We start from the raw sequence: 21,817 nt of genomic DNA on the forward strand, positions 1-21,817 counted from the left end.
GGTGGTCGGTACTCACTGTGTCCGCACGGGGACGGCGGATGTTGTCGTGCCCGCCGAAAGGCCGGCTGCCTCTTGGGCGCCGGGCACAGCGGTGGCCGACGGCTCGGCGCCGAAGGCCGAGAAGTGGCACGAGGCGCCGCGGACGCCCGTGGGCAGGACCGGGATGACGGTGCGGCAGACCGCGCGATCCGGATGCGCGGAGGGCCCGATCGGGCACCGCGGGTGGAAGCGGCACCCGTTCGGCGGGGAGTGCGGGTCCGGCGGCTCGGCGTCGAGGGTTGTGACGCCGCCCGTGCGCAGGAGGTCGCCGTTGCGGGTCGGCGCGGCGGCCAGCAGCTCCTGCGTGTACGGGTGCTGCGGGTCGGCGAGGACCTGCTCGGTCGGACCGAACTCGACGATGCGGCCGAGATACATCACGGCGAGATGATCGCTGAGGTACCGGACCACGGCGAGGTTGTGCGAGATGAACAGCATCGTGAGCGACAGCTCCCGCCGCAGCTCGCGGACGAGGTTGAGCACCGAGCCCTGCACCGAGACGTCGAGCGCCGAGGTGATCTCGTCGGCGATCACGACCTCGGGATCCGCGGCGAGCGCGCGAGCCAGGGCGATGCGCTGGCGCTGACCGCCGGAGAGCGCCGCCGGGAGGGATCCGGCGCGCTCGGGGTCGAGACTGACCATCTCCAGCAGCTCCGCCACTCTGGCGCGCCGGGCCGCGCCGCCGCGCAGGCTGCGGGGCAGCGCCTCGGCGATCGATTCGCCGATGCTCATCCGCGGGTCGAGGGAGGAGAACGGATCCTGGAAGACCATCTGGATGGGCCTGCGTCGGCGGAGCGCGCGCACGTCAGCACCGTCGAGCGTGATCGCGCCGCCGCTGATCGGCGCGAGGCCGATCGCGGCGCGGGCGAGCGTCGACTTGCCGGATCCGGATTCGCCGACGAGGCCCACGACCGAGCCCGACGGGACGACGAGGCTCACATCGTCGACGGCGGTGAGGCCGGAGCGGTGGGTGCCGTAGCGCACGCTCACCTGATCGAAGCGCAGCTCGCTCATCGGACGGCCTCCTCGGATTCGAGCTCGGGCACCGGCACGGCCGTCGTGATCGCAGGCACCGCCGCGACCGGCAGATCGCCGTCGACCGGGTGCCAGCACGCCACCCTGTGCCCGTCTCCGGCGTTGACGAGCGCGGGATCCTGCTCCCGGCACAGCGCGGAGGCGAGCGGGCAGCGGTCCGCGAACCCGCAGCCGGCGGGGAACGCCCCCGGCGCGGGCGGACGGCCGGGGATCATCCGCAGCGGTGCGTCGCGGTCGGTGTCGAGCTCGGGCACGACGTCGAGCAGCGCCCGCGTGTAGGGATGACGCGCGCTGTCGTTCAGCCGGTTCGCGGGGAGATCCTCGACGATGCGTCCCGCGTACATCACGAGCACGCGATCGCAGGTCTGAGCGACGACGGCGATGTCGTGGCTGATCAGCAGGATCGCGGCCTCGGTGTCGCGCCGCACGCCCGCGAGCAGCTGCAGCACCTGCCGCTGCACGGTGACGTCGAGCGCCGTGGTGGGCTCGTCCGCGATGATGAGCCGCGGGTGGTTCATGAGGCCCATCGCGATCATCGCGCGCTGGCGCATGCCGCCGGAGAACTCGTGCGGGAACTGACGTGCACGGCGCTCGGCTGCCGGTACGCGCACCGCCCTGAGGCGCTCGATCGCCCGCTCCATCGCCGCCGTGCGGCGGAGGCCCTGGTGCTCCGTGGCGGCCTCCGCGAGCTGCGAGCCGATCCGGCGGGTGGGGTTGAACGAGGTCATCGGATCCTGGAACACCATCGCGAGCGAGGTGCCGAGCAGGGGGCGCAGCGTCCGCTCGGGGGTGTCGAGCAGCGGCGTGCCGCAGAACTCGAGCCGGGCTGCGTCCACGTGACCGGGGCGCTCGATGAGCTGCGCCACGGCCAGCGCGGTCAGGCTCTTGCCGGATCCGGACTCGCCGACGACGCCGATCGCCTCGCCGCGGGAGATCGAGAAGCTCACGCCGCGGACCGGGGTGACCCAGCCGTCCGCTGCGGGGAAGGACACGCGCAGATCGTCGACGAGGAGAACCAGGTCATCGTTCACGACCTGCGCGTGCCCGCGGACGCCCGTGGGGGCGGTCTGGGGGAGGCGGCGCGGGCGCCGTGCGTTCCGGCCGCCGAGGGCGGCGGCGGCGGTCTCGCCGAGGAGGTTGAAGGCGAGTCCCGCGATCACCACCGCGGCGGCGGGACCGAGCGCGGCGGCGGGGTTCAGGTAGATGCGGTTGAGGCCCTCGCCGAGGAGCCGGCCCCAGTCGTACGCCGGCACCTGCACGCCCAGCCCGAGGAACGACAAGCCGGCGAAGGCGAGGAGCGCGCCGCCCGCGCTGATCGTCGCGTTGACGATGAGCGGCTCGCCGATGTTGGGCAGGACGTGCCGCAGCAGCACGCGGAAGCGCGACACGCCCGCCACCCGCGCCGCGGCGATGAAGTCGCGCCCGGCGATCGCCGCGGACAGGGTCTGGGTCAGGCGCGCGAAGCCCGGGGCCATCGCGAAGCCGATCGCGAGGACCGATCCGACGGTGCCCACGCCGAAGATCACGGCGAGGAACAGCGCCAGCAGCAGCCCGGGGAAGGCGACGGCGATGTTGACGAACGTGGAGAGGATGCGGCCCGCCCACCGGGGCAGCACCGCCGGGGCCGTGCCGAGCACGGTCCCCGCGACGACGCCGATCAGCACCGCGGCCATCGCGAGGCCCAGGGACAGGCGTGTGGCGACCATGACGCGGGCGAGCACGTCGCGGCCGAGGGCGTCGGTGCCGAGCAGGTGGGCCGCGCTCGGGGCGCGGTAGGCGGCGGTCGGGTCGATCTGCTCCGCCTGCGCGCCCCAGACCAGCGGGCCCAGCACAGCCACGAGCACGAGGAGGAGCACGAGGGCCAGTGCGACGGATCCGAGTGGGGTGCGGACGACCTTCTTGATCGTGGCTGCGGCGGACATCAGGCCTCCTTGATCGTGGAGCGCGGATCGAGGACGGCGAGGGCGATGTCGATCACCAGGTTCACGAGCAGCACGCCCATGCCGTAGACCAGGACGATCGCCTGGACCACGGGGTAGTCCTTGGTCAGGATCGACTGCACGATCATGGTGCCGAGCCCCGGCCAGGCGAAGACGTTCTCCGCGAGGACGGTGCCGGTGACCATGCCGGCCAGCAGCAGCCCGGTGAGGGTGAGGGTCGACGTCATCGCGTTGGGGAGCGCGTGGCGCGTGTAGACGCGACGGGGGAGCAGTCGCTTGGCGCGGGCGGTGCGGATGTAGTCCTGCCCCAGCACGCTCAGCACCTCGACGCGGATCAGGCGGGAGAACACCGCGATCGGACCGATCGCGAGCGCGGTCACGGGAAGCACGAAGGAGAGCGGTCCGGAGGCGCCGGCGATCGGGAGCCAGCCGAGCGAGACGGCGAAGAGGTACACGAGCCCGACCGCGAGGAGGAACTCGGGGATCGCGGCGAGCACCACGGTCACGACCGCGAAGCTCAGCTCGAGTCCGCGCCGGCGGCCGCCGCGCGTCGCGACCGCCATCGTGACGCCGATCGGCACCGAGGCCAGCAGCACCACCAGCACGGCGAGAAGCGCGAGCTGCAGCGTCGCGGGGAGGCGGGTCGCGATGATGTCCGAGACGGGCTGATTGGTGAGCATCGAGACGCCCATGTCGCCGGTGAAGAGGTTGCCGAGGTAGTGCAGGTACTGCACGATCAGCGGCTGATCCAGGCCGAGTGCGGCTCGACGCGCTTCGACCAGGGCGACGGGGGCGTTCAGTCCCAGGGCGGCGCGCACGGGGTCGCCCGGCACCAGGTGGATCATCAGGAAGGCAGCCGTGACCAGCACCCAGACCGACAGGACGAAGAGACCGCCGCGACGGACCAGGAAGGACAGCCAGGGGCTGCCCGACCGTGCGGATCGGATGAGTATCGCCTGGGTGGCGGTGGTGCTGGTCACGGCTGGGTCCTCACGGGTGCGGAAAAGACGAGGCGGGTCCGGTGGGACCGAGGCTATTGACCGCGGTGCGGAGCCGGATTGTCGGCGGCCACGAGATGGACGGGCGAAGTTGTGCGTCGTGACAACGTCGCCCGCCCATCGGCCGACGGATCAGATCCGCGGGGCCGCACGCAGCCCCATGTGCAGGAACTCCGTGCCATCCGCGGCGGTGAGGAACCGGCCCACCGCGCGCCCGTCGGGGTCGCGCAGCAGCAGGTCCGCGCCGAGGGTGGCGCGGACGGTCGGCAGCGACGGGAGTCCCAGGTCGATGAGGTCCTGGCGCAGCTCGGGCGTGATCACGATCTCGTCGTGCTCGCGCGTCACCACGTTCTGCCAGAGGTTGACGTCGTAGCGTCCGAGGACGTCGTCGGGCGAGGGGTGGGTCGGCACGTCGTCCACCGGCGCAGGACGGATCCCGCGCAGGTTCTCCAGGCACCAGGACACGATCCGCGGACCGAGCCCGCTCGCACCGTTCGTCAGCACGGTGACGGCCAGGTCGTGGTCCGGCAGCAGCACCATCTCGCTGAGCTGCAGGTTGCTGATGTTCCCGCCGTGCCGTACCACGCGTGCGTCGCCGACGTGCGTGAGCAGCCAGGGCAGGCCGATGCCGTCCAGCGGCGGCCCCACCTCGATGTGCGCGCGCTGCATCGTCCGTCGCGTCTCGTCGCGGATCGGGGCGGCTCCCTCCGCCTCGCCGCGCAGGTGGAACCGGGCGTACCGCAGCTGGTCGCGGACCGAGGAGAGCAGGCCGCCCTCGGGCGCCAGATCGCGGGTGAGGCCCCACACCGGAGCCGGCCGGGCGACGCCGTCGACGACGACGTGGCCGGTCACGACCGGCCGGGTGATCGCCTCCCAGGGGAAGTACACGCTGTCCGTCATGCCGAGCGGCGCGAGGACCGACTCGGTGATCAGCTCCTCGAACCCGCGCCCGGCCACGACGGCGCAGAGATGGCCGAGCAGGCGCAGACCGCTGTTGCTGTACGACGCGATCGCCCCGGGCGGGAAGAGCTGCGGGAGCTCGCCGAAGCCGGCGATGCTCTTCTGCAGCGCATCCGGCCCCCAGTCCTCGGCGTCATCGTCGATGTCGCCGAGGAAGCCGCCGGAGTGCGTGAGCAGATGCCGCACTCGGAGCTGGTCGAGGGCGTCCGCGTCGGCCAGCCGGAGATCGGGCAGGAGGTCGGCGACCCGGGTGTCCAGGTCGAAGGCGCCCTGTTCGATGAGGCGCATCGCGGCCGTGGCGGTCACGGTCTTCGAGGTGGATCCGATCGCGAACAGGGTGTCCGCTGCCACGGGCGCCCCGGTCGCGGTCGAGGCGACGCCCGTCGTGAGCACGTGCTCCGCGCCGCCGTCGACGATGCCGACCGCGATGCCGGGCACCTTCGTCTCGCGGGCGCCGTCGTCCAGCAGCTCCTGAAGGTCGTCGAGCATGGTGCTCCCCCTCACTCGTACATACGGATCGAGGTCGGAGCGATGCCGTCGTCCTCGCTGAAGGTGGCTTTGTTGGCGAAGGTGTGCCGCGCGATGGTCGCATAGAGCACGACGGACGACGTCGTGAGCAGCGACTTCTCCGCGGCGGCCCAGTCATCGCATCCTTCGGTGCCCGCCTTGGCGGATGCAGCGGTCACCGCGGCGACGTAGGCCGGGTCGTCCACCGCGGCGAAGTTCGAGCCGTTCGGCGGCGTCGGTCCGGAGAAGAACGGCACCAGTGAGCTGGGCAGACCCACCGTGACCCCCGCTCCTGAGATGTCCCAGTCCCCGGTCGAGAGCAGCGTCTCGCTGAGCGAAGGGCCGTCGAGGGACTTCACGGTCACGTCCACCCCGATCTTCTTCCACATCGACTGCAGCAGCTCGACGGCCGCCGTGCCGGTGTCGCCGAGAACCGACGCGTAGATCATCTTGAGCGTGAGCGACTTGCCGTCCTTGGCCCTGATTCCGTCGGATCCGAGCTTCCAGCCCGCGGCGTCGAGGGCGGCGCCGGCCGCCTTCGCATCGAAACCGGGGATGTTGCCGTTGACGGTGTCCGCACGGCACGGGTTGGGGGCGACCGTGACGAAGCCGGTCGGCTCCTCGCCCGCGAACACCTGACGGGCCTGTGTCAGATCCACCGCCTGGGTGAGCGCCTTGCGCACAGCGGGATCCGAAGTGGCCCTGCCGCTCGCCTGGTTGTAGATCAGCTGGCCGGCCGGGGCGAGGATCTGCGTGTTGAAGAGCTTGGCGTTCTGGAGTCGTTGCTGATCCGGCCCGAGCACGCCGGCGGCGTTGACCTCGCCGGACATCACGAGGTTGGCCGCCGTGGTCTCGTTCGGGATGATCCGGAAGACGGCCTTGTCCGGCAGTCCCTTCTGCGTCGGATCCCAGTCGCCGGGTCCCCAGGTGAAGTCCTTCCGGCGCGTCAGGGTGTACTGGCTGTTCGGCGTGATCTCGGTCATCGTGAACATGCCCGTCGCGCCCTTGCCGGCGGCGAGGGCCTTGGGGTCTTTGAGCACGGTGCCGCACACGATCGAGATGCTGCCGACGTTCTGAAGGAGGAAGGAATCGGGGCGGCCGCTCGTGACCGTCACGGTCCGCGTGGCGTCGTCGCCGACCGCGGTCGTGCCCGGTTGCACCTGGAGCCCCATGAGGGGAGACGCGGTGGCGGGATCCGCGACATGGCTGATGTTGGCGGCCACGTCGGTCGCCGTGAGCGGCGTGCCGTCGTCGCAGGTGAGCTTGTCGCGCAGCGTGAAGGTCGCGGTCGTGGTGTCGCCGCTCCACTTCTCCGCGAGGCCGGATGTCATGCTGCCGTCGTCCTTGATCTCGACGAGGCGCGAGTACAGGAACCGGTCGATCCCTCGCGCCACGGACATCGCCGTGATGAACGGATCGAGTGAACCGGGGTCGGTCGCGATGGCCTGCGTGAACGTCTTCCCGGTCGCGAGCGCGGCGTCCTTGCCGGCTCCGGCTGCGCCGCCTCCGGCGCAGGACGTCAGGACGAGGGCGGTCGCGCCGAGGATCGCGATGAGCGGGGTGCGGTGTCGCATCAGAAGCCTCCAGCAGTGTTCGGGTGGTGCGGGATGGGATGGGGGATGGTGCAGAAAGGGGAGAGGGATCGAGGTGAGGAGGGTCCGGGCCGACCCGGGACGGGTCGGCCCGGACCTCAGGAGCGCTCGGAGCGCAGCTGCTCGACGGCCGCGAATCCGGCGCGGCCGATCGCGGCGTCGACACGCGGAAGCCGTTCGTCGAGCGTGTGCGCGCGGGTGAAGACGGCGACGGCGTACGCACGGCCGTCCGGATACGTGACCACACCGGCCTCGTTGCGCCAGCCCGGCAGCGTCCCGGTCTTCGCCGCGAGGGTCACCCCGTTCGGGAACCCGGAGGTCAGGCGGTGCGGCCAGATCTGCTGCGCCATGATCGCCCTGGCCTGTGCGCAGGCCTCGGCGGGCGCCGCGGTGTCGGTCCACAGGGCGTTCAGCAGCGTCGTGACGTCGCGGGGCGTGGACGCCGAGGTGCGTGCGGGATCGAGAGCACGGATCCCGAGCAGCCGCTCGGGATCCGTGCCGGCCAGCAGCTCCTCCAGATCGTCGTCGGCGGAACCGCCGAGGTCGGCCACCACGGACGCGAAAAGGTCCTCGCAGCATCCGATGAGCCGAGTGCTCCGCAGGCCGAGGTCGGCGATCACGCGATCGACGGCCTCGCCGCCCAGGCGGTGATACAGGACGTCGGTGGCGGCGTTGTCGCTCATCGTCATCATGTTCTGGGCGAGGTCGCGCCAGCTCGCCTCCACGTCGTCGGAGAACCCGGCCGTGCCGATGCCGCCGATGCGGTACCGCGCGGTGACGGTCGTCCTCTCGGTCGGATCCAAGGTGCCGGCGGCGACGGCGCGGACGTAGGCGGTGAGCACCAGGATCTTGAAGACGGAGGCGAGCACGACGGGCTCGTCGGCGCCGGAGTCCACCTCCGGCCCGGGCTCCGTGCCGATCGCGCGTGCGTGCAGGAAGCCCTCCGCGTCGGCGTCCGCGAAGACCTCCGCGATCGAGGTCGCTGTGGCGGTGAGGGCGCTCATGCGTCGACCCGGCGGTCCGCGCGTCCGGTGTGCAGGTACAGGGCGCGGCCGCTGCCGTCGTCGCCGACGAAGGCGTGCGGCATCCGCATGCCATGGTCCTTCTCCCGGGGGAGGAGGCTGTCGCCGGACCAGCCCACGAGCTCGAGCGGAGCGGGTGCCGGTCCCAGTTCGGCGAAGATCCCCTTCATCGTGCGGGTGAGCCAGATCCGGCCCTCGTCGTCGACGCTCACCGTGGAGTCGGAGACCGAGGATGAGTAGGTGCCGAGGATGCGGTCGAGATCGACGTCGACAGGAGCGTCGGGGAGCACCGGGAGCGGAGCCATGTCGACACCGGCGAGGGCCGAGAGGATCTTCGAGAACAGGTCGTAGTAGAGGCCGACCGTGTCGCCGCCGTTCGTGAGCAGCACGACAGCGACGCCGGCGGAGGGCACGAAGCGCAGGAAGGCGTTCTGCCCGATCGTGCCGCCGTCGTGACCGTAGACCGACCCGCCGGTCCAGTCGAAGATCTCCCAGCCCAGCCCCCAGGCGTCGCCGAGCACGCCGAGGTTCGGGAGGTCGACCTGTCGCTCCTGCATCGAGGCCACGCTCTGCGCGGAGAGCACCTTGGTGCCGTCGGGAGCGACGCCTCCGGCCATGTGCATGCCCGCGAACCCCAGCAGATCCCGCGGGGTCATCGCGAGCATCGAACCGGCCGGAGCATTGGAGCGCACCAGGCTCCACACGGGGGCGGCGACCGGCTCGTCGCCGTCGTCCGCAGGGATGTGCCCGAGCGCGGCGCGGAACATGATCGCCTGCGAGGCGTCGGTCGCGACATGCGTGAGACCCAGGGGGCGCGCGAGGTGCGCGTGCAGCGCCTGGTCGTAGGTCTGGCCGCGCAGCACCTCGACGATGCGGCCGAGCACCACGAAGGCCGCGTTGTTGTACGAGAAGCGCTCGCCGGGGGCGAAGAGCTGCGGGGCGTCGGCGATGGTCGCCAGGTACTTCTCGACCGCGTCGTCGCCCACGCCGGTGTCGTTGAAGAGGTCGCCCTCGAAGCCGCTGACATGGCTGAGCAGCTGGCGGGTGGTGATCGCGGAGGCGGCGGCGTCGTCGCCGATCGCGAAGGCGGGGACCGTGTCGCGCACCGGGGCGTCGAGATCGAGCAGCCCTTCGTCCACGAGCTGCATGATGAGCGTCGCGGTCCAGGTCTTCGTGATGGAGCCGATCTGGAAGACCGAGTCCTCGTCGGCCTCCACCCCGGTGTTCTTGTTCAGGATGCCGGCCGCGGCGGTGAAGACCTCGCCGCCGGCGAGGATTCCCACGGAGGCGGCGGGGACGTGCGCATCGGCGATCAGTGCAGGGAGGTTCTCCCGCACCCAGGTGCCGATTTCGTTCAGGTCGGACATGTGCGCTCCTCTTCGTCGAGTGCGCCGTCGGTCAGGGTGACGGCGATGGGGCCGAGACTATGCGCGCGGATCCGCGTCCCGTTGGTGCGTGCCGACGAGGCTTCCGGAGACCTTGGTGCCTTCGGACAAGGCTGTGCCGGTCAGCGGCCGTGGACCGGGCACAGGGGCGTCGCCGGCTATGCGGCGCCGCGCACGGCGCGCCCCGGGTGGGCGTCGACCACGATGTCCCCGGCGCGGACGACCTCGGTGCCGTGCACGAACAGGTGCCGCACGCCCCGGGAGGGGCGCGTGGGGTCCGCGTAGGTCGCACGGTCGGTGATCGTGGTGGGGTCGAGCACGACGAGGTCCGCATCGGCGCCGACCGTGAGGTGGCCCTTGGCGCGCATGGCGGGGGAGACCTCGTCCAGCACGCGCGCGGGCAGGTAGGAGCAGCGGCGGAACGCCTCGGTCCAGCTCCAGGAGCCGGATTCGCGGACCATGAGGCGGAGCGACTTCGCGAAGGTCCCGGCCGTGCGCGGGTGCGTCTGCCCGCCCTCGGGGAGCGGCCAGCGGCGCCGCTCGTAGACGGTCGGCGCTCCGCCGGATCCCGGCCACGAGATCGGCATGGCGTCGCTCGCCACGATCGCGTCCGGGTAGGCGAGCGCCCGGTGCAGGTGGGCGCGATCGAGGGGATCCGCCTCGTCCAGGAACGTGACGATGCACGCGGCACCGGGATCCGCGGCGCGCACCTCGCGCAGCCGGGCCTCGTCGGCGATGCGCTCCCCGGTGTCGACGAGCACGAGTGCGGTCGGGTCGATGCCCAGGCCCGCGAGCTTCTCCGGCGCGAGGAAGAACGCGCCGATCGCGGTGCTGCCCGCGCCGTAGGGATACGCCTCGACGGTGACCCGGGATCCGGCCGCACGACTGCGGTCCAACAGCCCGAGGACGCGGTCGATGTGGCGCAGCGACGTGCTGTTCACGTGGCAGTGGTGCATCGCGGTCCCGGTCTCCGCCGCCGCCCGCACGAGCTCCTCCGAGCCGTCGATCGGGGTCGCCGGGTCGGCTTCGATCAGCTCCCGCACGTGCGTGAAGGTCGGGGCGTGGGCCGCGGCGGCGAGGCGGGCGAGCTGGAGGTACTCATCGGGGTCGGAGCGCGGGGCGTAGCCCATCAGCACGCCGATCCCGAGGGCCCCGGCGGCGAGCTCGTTCTCCAGCAGCCCCAGCCAGCGGCGCCGTTCCGCAGGGCTCGACGAGCGCTGCCATCCCGGGTTGCCGAGGAGATCCATCGACGCGGTGAAGTCGGGGACCGGGACGCGTTCGAGGTGCGCGTAGGCCCGGGCCTGGGCCCAGGAGGCGGAGAACCCGAAGTTCAGCGGACGCCCCTCGCGCCCGGCACGCACGATGGCCTCGGCCACCGGCATGAGGCCGGCCTCCAGATCGAGCGCCGTGGTGACGCCGTCCAGAGCCTGCAGGCGATGTCCGGCGATCGAGTGCACGTGGCTGTGCAGGTCGACGAAGCCCGGTCCGACGACGAGGCCCCCCGCATCGATCACGGTCGCCCCCTCCGGCGCGGCGATCCCGGATCCGATCGCGGCGATCCGGCCGTCGGAGATCAGCAGATCGGAGATCGTGTCGGAACCGGTCCTCGGGTCGATGACGCGCCCGCCGCGCAGCAGAGTTTCCACGCCCCCACGGTGCCAGCATCCGTACCCGGATGTCCGTTGCGGGCGGACGAAGATCCCGCCTGTTCCGGTGCGCCGCGACGAAGGTCACGGGCGTCGCGGCGGCGACGCGGATGCGCGCGGAACGCTCCGACCCCATAATGGACTCATCCATGTGACCGTGCACATCGAGGAGGCTCTGCATGTCGACCTCCTCCGAGCGCGCCCGGATGCCCAGCATCCGTGACGTCGCGCGGCTCGCCGGGGTCTCGCATCAGACCGTCTCGCGCGTGCTCAACGAGCATCCCAGCATCCGCCCGGAGACGAAGGAGCGGGTGCTCGACGCCATCCGCGTGCTGGACTACCGGCCCAACATCGCGGCACGCGCGCTCGCCACCAGCCGCTCGAACACGCTCGGGATCCTCTCGGCGACCACCGGCGAGTTCGGGCCCACATCCTCGATCGCGGCGATCGAGGACGCGGCGCGTGCCGAGCGCTACTCGGTCAGCACGCTGAACCTGCCCGACACCACGCCCGAGGCGATCGGCGCCGCGGTCCGTCAGCTGGTGCGGGAAGCCGTCGACGGCATCGTCGTGCTCGCCCCCCAGGTGCGCGTCTTCAACGTGCTCCGCGGGATGGCCGTATCGGTGCCGTTCGTCAGTCTGCAGACGGCGTCGGGATCGGACGGCTTCAGTCATTCCGCGGATCAGCTCGCCGGCGCGCGCATGATCACGGAGTACCTCATCCGGCTCGGGCACAGCGACATCCTGCACCTCGCGGGACCCCAGGACTGGATCGAGGCGGAGTCCCGCATGCGCGGGTACCTCGATGCGATGCGCGATGCGGACCTGCCGACGATCCCGCCGATCCGAGGTGACTGGACCGCCGACTTCGGGTATTTCGCGGGTCAGGAGCTCGCCCGCCGGCGCGATTTCACGGCGGTGTTCGCCGCGAACGATCTGATGGCGATCGGGCTCATGCACGGCTTCCGCGACGCGGGCCTGAGGGTGCCGATCGATGTGAGCGTCGTCGGCTTCGACGACATCCCTGTGGCGGCGCACGTGGCCCCGCCGCTGACGACGGTGCACCAGGACTTCGCCGAGCTGGGCCGACGCGCGGTGCGGATCCTGCTGGCACAGCTGCGCGGAGAGACCCCGCCGGCGTTCGGTCCGGTCGTGCCGGTGCTGTGCGGACGCGAATCCGCCGCGTCACGGTAAGGACACGAATTCGGCGACGGCACTTGACACTGCCGAAGCGCGAGGGCACGATGTAACCCGATGTGAACGGTAACATTGACCGGAACATCAACATCGGACTTTGGTATCGAAGGAGATCCGTGAGCGAGACGACGGCGTTGCCCACTGTGGCGGGACCGATCCTCGAGATGCGCAGCATCACGAAGGAGTTCCCGGGCGTGAAGGCCCTCTCCGATGTGTCGATCACCGTGCGCACCGGTGAGGTGCACGCCATCTGCGGCGAGAACGGTGCCGGCAAGTCGACCCTGATGAAAGTGCTGTCCGGGGTGTACCCGTTCGGCAGCTACGACGGCGAGATCCTGCTCTACGGGCAGGAGCAGCGCTTCAAGGACATCGCGGCCAGCGAGCATGCCGGGATCGTGATCATCCACCAGGAGCTCGCGCTCATCCCCGAGCTGTCCATCACCGAGAACATCTTCCTCGGCAACGAGATCCGCCGTGGGCCGCGCATCGACTGGACCGCGCAGAAGCAGCGCACGGTCGAGCTGCTCGCCCGCGTCGGTCTCAAGGAGGACCCGGACATCGCGATCAAGCACCTCGGCGTGGGCAAGCAGCAGCTCATCGAGATCGCCAAGGCGCTCAACAAGGACGTCAAGCTGCTCATCCTCGACGAGCCCACCGCGGCACTCAACGAGAACGACTCGCAGCACCTGCTCGACCTGATCCTGGGACTGAAGGCCAAGGGCATCACGTCGATCATCATCAGCCACAAGCTCAACGAGATCGAGCAGATCGCCGATGAGATCACGATCATCCGCGACGGGCGCACGGTCGAGACGCTCGACGTCGGCCGCGGCGAGATCAACGAGGACCGCATCATCCGCGGTATGGTCGGACGCTCGCTCGAGAGCCGCTACCCCGACCGGACCCCGGAGATCGGCGACGTCTTCTTCGAGGTCAAGGACTGGTGGGTCCGCCACCCCTCGGTCGCCGAGCGCATGGTGGTCAAGGGATCCAGCATCGAGGTGCGCCGTGGCGAGGTCGTCGGCATCGCCGGGCTGATGGGCGCCGGCCGCACCGAGTTCGCGATGAGCATCTTCGGGCGCTCCTACGGGCAGTTCCTCTCCGGCACGATCGTCAAGGACGGGCAGGAGATCTCCCTCCCGGACGTGCGCAGCGCGATCAGGCACGGACTCGCCTATGTCAGTGAGGACCGCAAGGTCCTGGGCCTCAACCTGCTCGACACCATCAAGCGCTCGATCGTCTCCGCCAAGCTCTCCAAGATCTCCCGCAACGGCGTCGTCAACGATGTCGAGGAGGCGCAGGTCGCCGAACGCTACCGCAAGTCTCTGCGCATCAAGACCCCGACCGTCGATCAGGGCGTCGGCACGCTCTCGGGCGGCAACCAGCAGAAGGTCGTGCTGGCGAAGTGGATGTTCACGGATCCTGATCTGCTGATCCTGGACGAGCCCACGCGCGGCATCGACGTCGGCGCGAAGTACGAGATCTACGGCATCATCAACGAGCTCGCGGCTCAGGGGAAGGGCGTCATCGTCATCTCCAGCGAGCTGCCCGAGCTGCTCGGCATGTCCGACCGCATCTACACCGTGTTCGAGGGGCGCGTCACCGACTGCCTCCCGGCATCCGAAGCCACTCCGGAGGCGCTCATGCGCAGCATGACCTCCCTCACACAGAAAGCATCCGCATGAGCACCACCACGACCCCGACCCCGTCGGCCACGACGCCGACGCCTCCGACGCCGGAGGGTTTCCGCTTCCGCGACATCACGAAGATGATGGGCGGCGGCCAGTCCACCAGCCGTCAGTTCGGCATCCTCGGATCCCTGGTCGTGATCATCATCATCTTCCAGATCTGGACCGGCGGGCTGACCCTGTCGCCCGGAAATCTGATCAACGTAGTCAGCCAGTACTCCTACATCCTGATCCTCGCGATCGGGATGGTGATGGTCATCATCATGGGCCACATCGACCTGTCTGTCGGCTCGGTCGCGGCCTTCGTCGGCATCATCGTGGCCCAGTCGATGGCGAACTGGCACTTCCCGTGGTGGGCGGCCATCCTCCTCGGCCTCGCCCTCGGCGCGCTCGTCGGCGCGTGGCAGGGATTCTGGGTCGCGTTCGTGCGGGTGCCCGCGTTCATCGTGACCCTGGCGGGAATGCTGTTCTTCCGAGGCGCGAACCAGTGGTTCGGCCAGTCGACCTCGGTCGCCGTTCCTACCGATTTCCAGTACATCGGGGCCGGCTACCTGCCCGAGCTGCCGATCCCGGTTCCGTTCAACTTCCTCACCATGGTGCTCGCGCTGCTCGCCGTCGTCTGGGTGGTCGTGTTCGAGATGTTCCTGCGTCGCTCGCAGCGCAAGGCGGGCACCGAGGTCGCGCCGGTCTGGGTCAGCGTCGTCAAGGTCGTGGTCCTGTCCGCCCTGATCCTCGTGGCGGGCTGGCTGTTCGCCACCGGGCGGCCGGGAACGAGCTTCCCGATCTCGGGCGTGATCCTGCTGCTGCTCGTCATCGTCTACACTTTCGTCACCCGCAACACCGTGTTCGGCCGTCACCTCTATGCGGTCGGCGGCAACCGTCAGGCCGCGCGCCTGAGCGGCGTGAAGGACCGCTGGACCGACTTCTTCGTGATGATGAACATGTCGGTGCTCGCGTCGGTCGCGGCGATGATCTACGTCGCCCGCGCCACGGCTTCGGGCCCCCAGGACGGCAACGGCTGGGAGCTCGACGCGATCGCGGCCGTGTTCATCGGCGGTGCGGCCGTCTCCGGCGGCATCGGCACCGTGATCGGATCGATCATCGGTGGTCTGGTCATGGCCTTCCTCAACAACGGTATGGCGCTGCTCGGCTTCGGCGCCGACGTGGTCTCGATGGTCAAGGGCCTCGTGCTCCTGCTCGCGGTGGCGGTCGACGTCTGGAACAAGCAGCAGGGCCGTCCCTCGATCACCGGCTTCATCACCCGTCGTTTCTCCCGCGCGGAGGAACCGTTCGCCACCACCGCTCCCGGCAGCACGAGCGGCAAGTAAAAGAGGTCCGAGCCGCTCGCGGCACGATCCTGCATTCACCTGAGATGCACACACCAAGAGAGAAAGAGATCCCAATGAAGAAGATCCTCCTTTCGGCGACAGCGGTCGTCGTCGCGGGTGCCTTCGCCCTCACCGGCTGCTCCTCCGAGCGCGGCGGAACCCCCGCCTCGAGCGGTGCGGCCGCCAAGGGCTTCGCGGCCGACGCGAAGATCGGTGTCGCCCTGCCGGACAAGACCAGTGAGAACTGGGTGCTGGCGGGCAAGCTGTTCACCGACGGTCTGACCAAGGCGGGCTTCAAGCCCGACGTGCAGTACGCGCCGGCCAGCAACACCGTCGCCGAGCAGCAGAACCAGATCCAGGCCATGGTCACCGGCGGTGCGAAGGTCATCATCATCGGCGCGAAGGACGGCAAGCAGCTGTCCACCCAGGTCAAGGCCGCGCACGACGCCGGCGCGACCGTCATCGCGTACGACCGCCTGATCGAGAACACGGACGCCGTGGATTACTACGTCGCGTTCGACAACTTCAAGGTCGGTCAGCTGCAGGGCCAGGCCCTGCTGGACGGCCTCGCCAAGCGCGCTGGCCACCCGGCGCCGTACAACATCGAGCTGTTCTCCGGCTCCGCGGACGACGCGAACTCGGCGGTCTTCTTCAAGGGCGCGATGGACGTGCTCGAGCCGAAGATCAAGGACGGCACGCTCAAGGTCGTCTCGGGTCAGACCGAGATCACCCAGACCGCGACGGACGGCTGGAAGGCGGAGAACGCGCAGCGCCGCATGGACGCGCTGCTCACCGCCAACTACAGCTCCGCCACGATCGACGGCGTGCTGAGCCCGAACGACACGCTCGCCCGCGCCATCATCACCTCGGTGCAGCAGGCCGGCAAGCCGGTCCCGGTGGTCACCGGCCAGGACTCCGAGGTCGAGTCGGTGAAGTCGATCATGGAGGGCGTGCAGTACTCCACGATCAACAAGGACACCACGCTGCTGGTCGCCCAGGCGATCAAGATGGCTCAGGAGCTGCAGAAGGGCGACAAGGTCGACGTCAACGACACCAAGTCCTACAACAACGGCGTCAAGGTCGTCCCGTCGTTCCTGCTCGCGCCGGTCATCGTGACGAAGGACAACGCCGCCGAGGCGTACGCCAACGTCCCGGCTCTGCTCGACGTCGTGAAGTCGTACAACAAGTAAGTCCTGCACCGGACAGAGACAGCGAAGGGCCGCGCGGATCACCGCGCGGCCCTTCCGCGTTCCCCGGCCGTGGCGGCGGCCGGCTCGGCGCCCGTGCGGCTAAGGCGTGTCGGGGCGGATGCGCCGCCGGAGGGAGCGGCCTGCGTCGCGCGTCGCGCGTGCGGCGCGCCGCACTCCGGCCCGCGGCCGCGCGACGTGCCCCCATCGCCAGCCCCTCGCGTCGGCGAACTCGACCAGTTCGATGTCGTTCGGCTCCTCCGATGCCAGGAGCTCGACGTAGTAGGCCGCTCGGCGCGCCAGATAGGGCTCGCGTCGGAACACCTGCGGCACGAACTCGTCGAGCCGGCCGGCGACATCGAGGGTGAGCATGGTGCGCATGCATTTCCAGCAGCGTGAGCAGTTCGTCGTCCTCGCCGGGTCGGGATCGATGCACACGTCGAGGTAGCGCGAGTGCCGCATGCCCGCGAGCGCGAGCGTCCGCTCGATGCGGGACAGTCCCGAACCGGTCGACTCCAGGGTGAGCGCGGGTGTCGACAGCAGCGGGAACGTCATCGGGCCCGCCAGGCCGATGTCGCCATGCGGAGGCGGCATGCGCACATTCCGGTAGGCGCCCTCGGACGCATGGTAGGAGCGTCCGACGCCTCCGCCCAGAAGATGCACCGCGGCCGCATTCCGGAACGTGACCGTCTCCATGAACCCCATTCCCGGATAGTGCGCTCCGACGTTGCTGTCGACACGGAGGAACGGGAGCCCGAGGTCGGCTGCGAGAGGCGCCAGCGCGCGGTAGCGCGCGTCCCACAGCGCGCCTCCGCCCTCGCCATGGGCTCCCACGTTGTTGTTCACCAGGTGGGTGACCCGCATGTCCGGCGGCACCCCCGGACGGAGCGCGTACTCCATGAGCGTCGCGAAGCTGTCCACGCCTCCGGAGAACCCCGTCACGACTCCGGGCGGGGCTGATCCGGCCGGGACGGCGTCGTCCGCCGTCACGGAGACTCTGCGGTAGGCCGCGTGCACCGAGCGCACGAGCGGCTGCAGATCATGGTTCAGCCGATGCAGCAGGCTGTCCGTGACGGTCCCGCCCACATGCAGGTCGCGCCCGTACCGCATCGCGGGCAGAAGGAGCGCGATCGCGATGTGGTCGGCCCGGTCGCCGAGGAGGTCCTCGTGCTCGGCGGCCACCGAGAACCACAGCGGATCTGCTCCGTCGACATCGGCGGACACGCGAACGCTCCCGTCGCCGTCGCGCATCCGACGCGGCGCCGCCGTGATCAGAGCGGGTGGGGAATCGAGCACCACAGGGGAAGGATACCGATCCGGTGCGGCGGCGTCATCGGCGGGATCCGGGTCGTGGCCCGCTGCGGCGGACGACTCCGGGACGGGGCCGGCGATGCCGGCGCCGGCGGCGACGCCTCGAGGCGCACCGGCCCCGGGCGCCGCGCTTCATCATCCGTGGTCCGTGCCAGGCTCCGACTAGACTGGGCTGCGGATCGACGACGCTCCACCACCCCACTTCCCTCTTGAACAAGGAGCACTCTGTGGCACTGATCGAGGCTGTAGGCGCACGCGAGATTCTCGACTCCCGTGGCAACCCGACCGTCGAGGTGGAGGTGCTCCTCGATGACGGCATCGTGCAGCGCGCCGCCGTGCCGTCGGGTGCGTCCACTGGCGCCTTCGAGGCGTACGAGCTCCGCGACGGCGACAAGAGCCGCTACGGCGGCAAGGGCGTGCTGAAGGCCGTCGAGGCCGTGATCGACGAGCTCGGCCCCGCGATCGAGGGCGTCGAGGCCAGCGAGCAGCGCATCATCGACGAGATCCTCATCGAGGTCGACGGCACCGACAACAAGAGCCGGGTGGGCGCGAACGCGATCCTCGGCGTGAGCCTCGCCGTGGCCAAGGCCGCGGCCGACTCGGCGGATCTGCCCCTGTTCCGCTACCTGGGCGGCCCCAACGCGCACCTGCTGCCCGTGCCGCTGTTCAACGTCATCAACGGCGGCTCCCACGCCGACAACGGCATCGACATGCAGGAGTTCTTCCTCGCACCGATCGGCGCCGACAGCTTCTCCGAGGCGCTGCGCTGGGGCACCGAGGTCTACCACGTGCTCAAGGGCGAGCTGAAGGCCGCGGGCTTCGCCACCGGCCTCGGCGATGAGGGCGGTTTCGCCCCCGACCTGCCCAGCAACCGCGAGGGCCTCGAGTTCCTGGTCAAGGCGATCGAGAAGGCCGGCTTCACGCCGGGCACCGACATCGCGCTCGGCCTCGACGCCGCCGCCACCGAGTTCTACAACGACGGCGTGTACCGCCTCGACGACAAGGACTGGGACGCCGCGTCGCTCACCGACTACTACGTCGGCCTGGTCAAGGACTTCCCGATCGTGACGATCGAGGACGCCCTGGCGGAGGACGACTGGGACGGCTGGAAGGGCCTCACCGAGAAGCTCGGCTCGCAGATCCAGCTCGTCGGCGATGACCTGTTCGTCACCAACCCGGAGCGCCTGCAGAAGGGCATCGACCTGGGCGTCGCGAACTCGCTGCTGGTCAAGGTGAACCAGATCGGCACGCTGTCCGAGACGCTCGACGCGATCAGCCTGGCGCACCGCTCCGGCTACACCACGATGCTCTCGCACCGCTCCGGCGAGACCGAGGACACGACGATCGCCGATCTCGTCGTCGCCGTGAACTCGGGCCAGATCAAGAGCGGCGCGCCCGCTCGATCCGAGCGGGTCGCGAAGTACAATCAGCTTCTGCGCATCGAGGAGGAGCTGGGCGACGCGGCGGTCTTCGCCGGACGTTCCGCCTTCCCGCGCTTCAAGGGCTGAGCGGCACATCCGCATATCGCCGGTCCGGCCATCGGCCGGAGGCCGCTGACGACACGGAGGAGGAGTCATGACATCACGTCGGACTCCTCCTTCGTCGTCCGCGGCGGCCGCTTCCGGAGTCCGGCCGGCCGGGCGGCCCGAGCGCGCCGCGCCCGCCCGCGCCGTCGACGTGCGGGGCTGGGTCGGCGGCATCAGGCTCAGCGGCTTCATGGTGATCATGCTGTCGCTCGTCGTGCTCGGGGCGTGGGTGCTCGTGCCCACCCTCGGCACCTATCTCGATCAGAAGCAGCGGATCGCGGCGCTGGAGCACTCCGTGCAGGTCACGCAGAAGCAGATCGACGCCCTCACGGCGGAGCGCCAGCGCTGGAACGATCCGGCCTACATCACCGCGCAGGCCAGGGAACGGCTGTTCTACGTCAAGCCGGGCGAGGTCGTCTACCTGATCGACAACGACATCGATCCTGCCGCGCAGCCCGTCGAACAGGCACCCGTCAGCGACACCGTGCAGGAGAAGTCGTCGGACTGGGCAGGACAGCTGCTGCGCAGCGTGACCGGGGCCGGCCTCGCCAAGACCGCCGCAGGCTCGGGCGCGCGCTGAGGCGTCCCGCAGGCGGACCCCGTACCCTGGAGGGGTGACCACGCCGCCCTTCGCCCCGCCCACCGACGCCGAGATCGCGGTCGTCTCCGCCCAGCTCGGCCGTGAGGCCAGGGGGGTCGTCGGGATCGCCGCTCGGTGCGTGTGCGGCAACCCGACGGTCGTGGCGACGCTGCCGAGACTGGCCGACGGTTCGCCGTTCCCCACCTTCTACTACCTCTCGCACCCGGCCGCGGCCGCCGCGATGTCGACCCTCGAGGCCGAACACGTGATGCCGGAGCTCGCCGCGCTGCTGGACGACGAGGACACGGCGGCCGCCTACCTGAGGGCGCATCAGGCATATCTCGCCGACCGCGCGCAGTACGGCGATGTGCCCGAGATCGCGGGCGTCTCGGCGGGGGGCATGCCCTCCCGCGTGAAGTGCCTGCACGCCCTGGCCGGCCATGCGCTGGCCGCGGGGGAGGGCGTCAACCCCATCGGCGACGAGGCGCTGCAGCGCGCGCGGTGGTCGCCCCAGCGCTGCGAGTGCGTGGAGCCGGGAGCCGCCCTGGGGCGGTGAGCCGAGTCCGATGACGTCGTCGACCACACGCCTCCTGAACGCACGGCGGATCCGATCCGTCGTGGCGGTGCTCGCGCTCGCTCTCGTGGCTCCGCTCGCGATCGGGGCCACCCCGACGCCGAGCCCGACGGATCCCGAGCGTGCGGCCGAGTACTGGCTGGAGGGCGCCCACATCGACGCCGCGTGGAAGACCACGCGCGGCGCGGGCGTCACCATCGCGGTCATCGACACGGGCATCGCCAAGGGCCCGCCCGAGTTCGAGGGCGCCGTCACCGACGGCACCGACGTCTCGGGGATCGGATCCGATGACGGCCGCACGCCGCTCGGGCCGCTGGACAGCGATCACGGATCCAGGGTCGCCTCCCTGGCGGCAGGCAGGCCGAAGGCCGACGGCACCGGCATGATCGGGGTCGCGCCCGAGGCGAAGCTGCTCTCCGTCTCGCTCGGGTTCGGAACCACGGCGCCCGTGCCGTTCACGAAGCAGGTGGCCGACGCGATGAAGTGGGCCGTCGACCACGGCGCCAACGTGATCAATCTGTCGTTCACGACGAACACGTTGGAGTGGGACCGCAGCTGGGACGAGGCGTTCCTCTACGCCTTCCAGCACGACGTCGTGGTGGTGGTGGCGGCCGGCAACCGCGGCAGCGGTACAGCGATGGTCGGCGCCCCCGCGACGATCCCGGGTGTGCTCGCGGTCGGGGGAGTGGACCAGCGCGGCGTCGCCAGCAAGGCCGCATCGACCCAGGGCATCTCGATCGCCGTCTCGGCGCCCAGCGAGTCGCTGCTCGGCGTCGACGCGAACGGGACGATCGAGACCTGGAACGGCACGAGCGGTGCGGCCCCGATCGTGGCCGGCGTCGTCGCCCTCGTGCGCGCGGCTCACCCCGACATGGACGCGAACAACGTGATCAACCAGATCATCCAGACGGCGCGCCCCGCGCCGCAGGCGACCGCGCATCCCGACCCGCTCTACGGTTACGGCCTGATCGACGCGGCGGCGGCGGTGTCCGCGTCGGTGCCTTCGGTCGATCAGAACCCGCTCGGCGACCTGGCCGACTGGATCCGCCTGCACCGCCGGGCGGAGGCCCCGCAGCCGCAGCAGCCGACCTCTGCCCCGGTCGCGATCCCACCTCTGCCTCGCGCGGATGCGCCGACCAAGGCCACCTCGCCGCTGATCCCCAGCCCGGACTCGCTGCTGTACGGTACCCTGCCGCTCACAGCCCTCACGGTGCCTGGTATCCTGATAGCGCTTGGCGTCACCGCTGCTGCCCGGCGCATCCGTTCGGCGCGCGCATCTGCACGCCAAAATCCCGATGACTGAGGA

General features: G+C 70.3%; 17 protein-coding genes. 8 read left to right on the top strand and 9 right to left on the bottom strand.

Going from position 1 to position 21,817, the window contains the following annotated elements:
- Positions 1-12: 12 nt before the first annotated feature.
- The 8 genes from ACFWCK_RS18300 to ACFWCK_RS18335 form a co-directional block, all read right to left on the bottom strand.
- Positions 13-1,050: an ABC transporter ATP-binding protein gene (locus ACFWCK_RS18300; RefSeq protein WP_378807228.1), complete on the bottom strand. Its 1,038-nt coding sequence runs from the start codon at positions 1,048-1,050 to the stop codon at positions 13-15.
- Positions 1,047-2,993 carry a dipeptide/oligopeptide/nickel ABC transporter permease/ATP-binding protein gene (locus tag ACFWCK_RS18305; RefSeq protein ID WP_378807229.1) on the bottom strand — a complete coding sequence of 649 codons (1,947 nt, stop codon included), beginning with the start codon at positions 2,991-2,993 and terminating at the stop codon, positions 1,047-1,049. The genes ACFWCK_RS18300 and ACFWCK_RS18305 overlap by 4 nt, the downstream gene beginning before the upstream one ends.
- Positions 2,993-3,991: an ABC transporter permease gene (locus tag ACFWCK_RS18310; RefSeq protein ID WP_233311319.1), complete on the bottom strand. Its 999-nt coding sequence runs from the start codon at positions 3,989-3,991 to the stop codon at positions 2,993-2,995. Before ACFWCK_RS18310 ends, ACFWCK_RS18305 begins: the two co-directional genes overlap by 1 nt.
- A 150-nt stretch (positions 3,992-4,141) precedes the next feature.
- A complete protein-coding gene (locus ACFWCK_RS18315; RefSeq protein ID WP_378807231.1) occupies positions 4,142-5,458 on the bottom strand; it encodes a serine hydrolase domain-containing protein in 1,317 nt (438 codons plus the stop codon).
- 11 nt (positions 5,459-5,469) lie between these two features.
- The gene (locus tag ACFWCK_RS18320; RefSeq protein WP_378807232.1) at positions 5,470-7,050 is read right to left on the bottom strand and encodes an ABC transporter substrate-binding protein; all 1,581 of its coding nucleotides are present in this window, start codon (positions 7,048-7,050) and stop codon (positions 5,470-5,472) included.
- A gap of 116 nt (positions 7,051-7,166) precedes the next feature.
- Positions 7,167-8,072, bottom strand: a complete 906-nt coding sequence (locus tag ACFWCK_RS18325) for a serine hydrolase (protein ID WP_378807233.1) — start codon at positions 8,070-8,072, stop codon at positions 7,167-7,169.
- Positions 8,069-9,457: a serine hydrolase domain-containing protein gene (locus ACFWCK_RS18330; RefSeq protein WP_378807235.1), complete on the bottom strand. Its 1,389-nt coding sequence runs from the start codon at positions 9,455-9,457 to the stop codon at positions 8,069-8,071. The genes ACFWCK_RS18325 and ACFWCK_RS18330 overlap by 4 nt, the downstream gene beginning before the upstream one ends.
- Positions 9,458-9,633: 176 nt before the next feature.
- Entirely contained in the window at positions 9,634-11,121 is a 1,488-nt protein-coding gene (locus tag ACFWCK_RS18335) for an amidohydrolase family protein (protein ID WP_378807237.1), read from the bottom strand.
- 179 nt (positions 11,122-11,300) lie between these two features.
- Between ACFWCK_RS18335 and ACFWCK_RS18340 the strand changes: the two genes are divergently transcribed.
- From ACFWCK_RS18340 to ACFWCK_RS18355, 4 genes are all read left to right on the top strand, one after another.
- Positions 11,301-12,314, top strand: coding sequence for a LacI family DNA-binding transcriptional regulator (locus tag ACFWCK_RS18340; RefSeq protein ID WP_233311313.1), 1,014 nt, complete (start codon positions 11,301-11,303; stop codon positions 12,312-12,314).
- Positions 12,315-12,481: 167 nt separating this feature from the next.
- The gene (mmsA, locus tag ACFWCK_RS18345) at positions 12,482-14,002 is read left to right on the top strand and encodes a multiple monosaccharide ABC transporter ATP-binding protein (protein WP_267920820.1); all 1,521 of its coding nucleotides are present in this window, start codon (positions 12,482-12,484) and stop codon (positions 14,000-14,002) included.
- Positions 14,003-14,085: 83 nt separating this feature from the next.
- Positions 14,086-15,333 carry a multiple monosaccharide ABC transporter permease gene (mmsB, locus tag ACFWCK_RS18350; RefSeq protein WP_378807393.1) on the top strand — a complete coding sequence of 416 codons (1,248 nt, stop codon included), beginning with the start codon at positions 14,086-14,088 and terminating at the stop codon, positions 15,331-15,333.
- 74 nt (positions 15,334-15,407) lie between these two features.
- On the top strand, positions 15,408-16,523 hold the full coding sequence (locus tag ACFWCK_RS18355) for a sugar-binding protein (protein WP_233311312.1): 1,116 nt from the start codon (positions 15,408-15,410) through the stop codon (positions 16,521-16,523).
- Positions 16,524-16,622: 99 nt separating this feature from the next.
- Here the strand turns inward: ACFWCK_RS18355 and ACFWCK_RS18360 are convergent, their stop codons facing one another.
- Complete coding sequence (locus ACFWCK_RS18360; protein WP_378807238.1) at positions 16,623-17,819, bottom strand: hypothetical protein; 1,197 nt, start codon at positions 17,817-17,819, stop codon at positions 16,623-16,625.
- A gap of 239 nt (positions 17,820-18,058) precedes the next feature.
- On the opposite strand from ACFWCK_RS18360, the gene eno reads away from it, so the two are divergent.
- From eno to ACFWCK_RS18380, 4 genes are all read left to right on the top strand, one after another.
- The gene (gene eno / locus ACFWCK_RS18365; RefSeq protein ID WP_233311310.1) at positions 18,059-19,339 is read left to right on the top strand and encodes a phosphopyruvate hydratase; all 1,281 of its coding nucleotides are present in this window, start codon (positions 18,059-18,061) and stop codon (positions 19,337-19,339) included.
- 67 nt (positions 19,340-19,406) lie between these two features.
- Positions 19,407-19,937: a septum formation initiator family protein gene (locus tag ACFWCK_RS18370; protein ID WP_233311309.1), complete on the top strand. Its 531-nt coding sequence runs from the start codon at positions 19,407-19,409 to the stop codon at positions 19,935-19,937.
- A 34-nt stretch (positions 19,938-19,971) separates the two neighbouring features.
- Positions 19,972-20,493 carry a DUF501 domain-containing protein gene (locus ACFWCK_RS18375; RefSeq protein WP_378807240.1) on the top strand — a complete coding sequence of 174 codons (522 nt, stop codon included), beginning with the start codon at positions 19,972-19,974 and terminating at the stop codon, positions 20,491-20,493.
- Positions 20,494-20,503: 10 nt separating this feature from the next.
- Positions 20,504-21,814 carry a S8 family serine peptidase gene (locus ACFWCK_RS18380; RefSeq protein ID WP_378807241.1) on the top strand — a complete coding sequence of 437 codons (1,311 nt, stop codon included), beginning with the start codon at positions 20,504-20,506 and terminating at the stop codon, positions 21,812-21,814.
- The last annotated feature ends 3 nt before the right edge of the window (positions 21,815-21,817 follow it).

Source organism: Microbacterium sp. NPDC060117 (assembly GCF_042729315.1).
Taxonomy (GTDB): Bacteria; Actinomycetota; Actinomycetes; order Actinomycetales; family Microbacteriaceae; genus Microbacterium.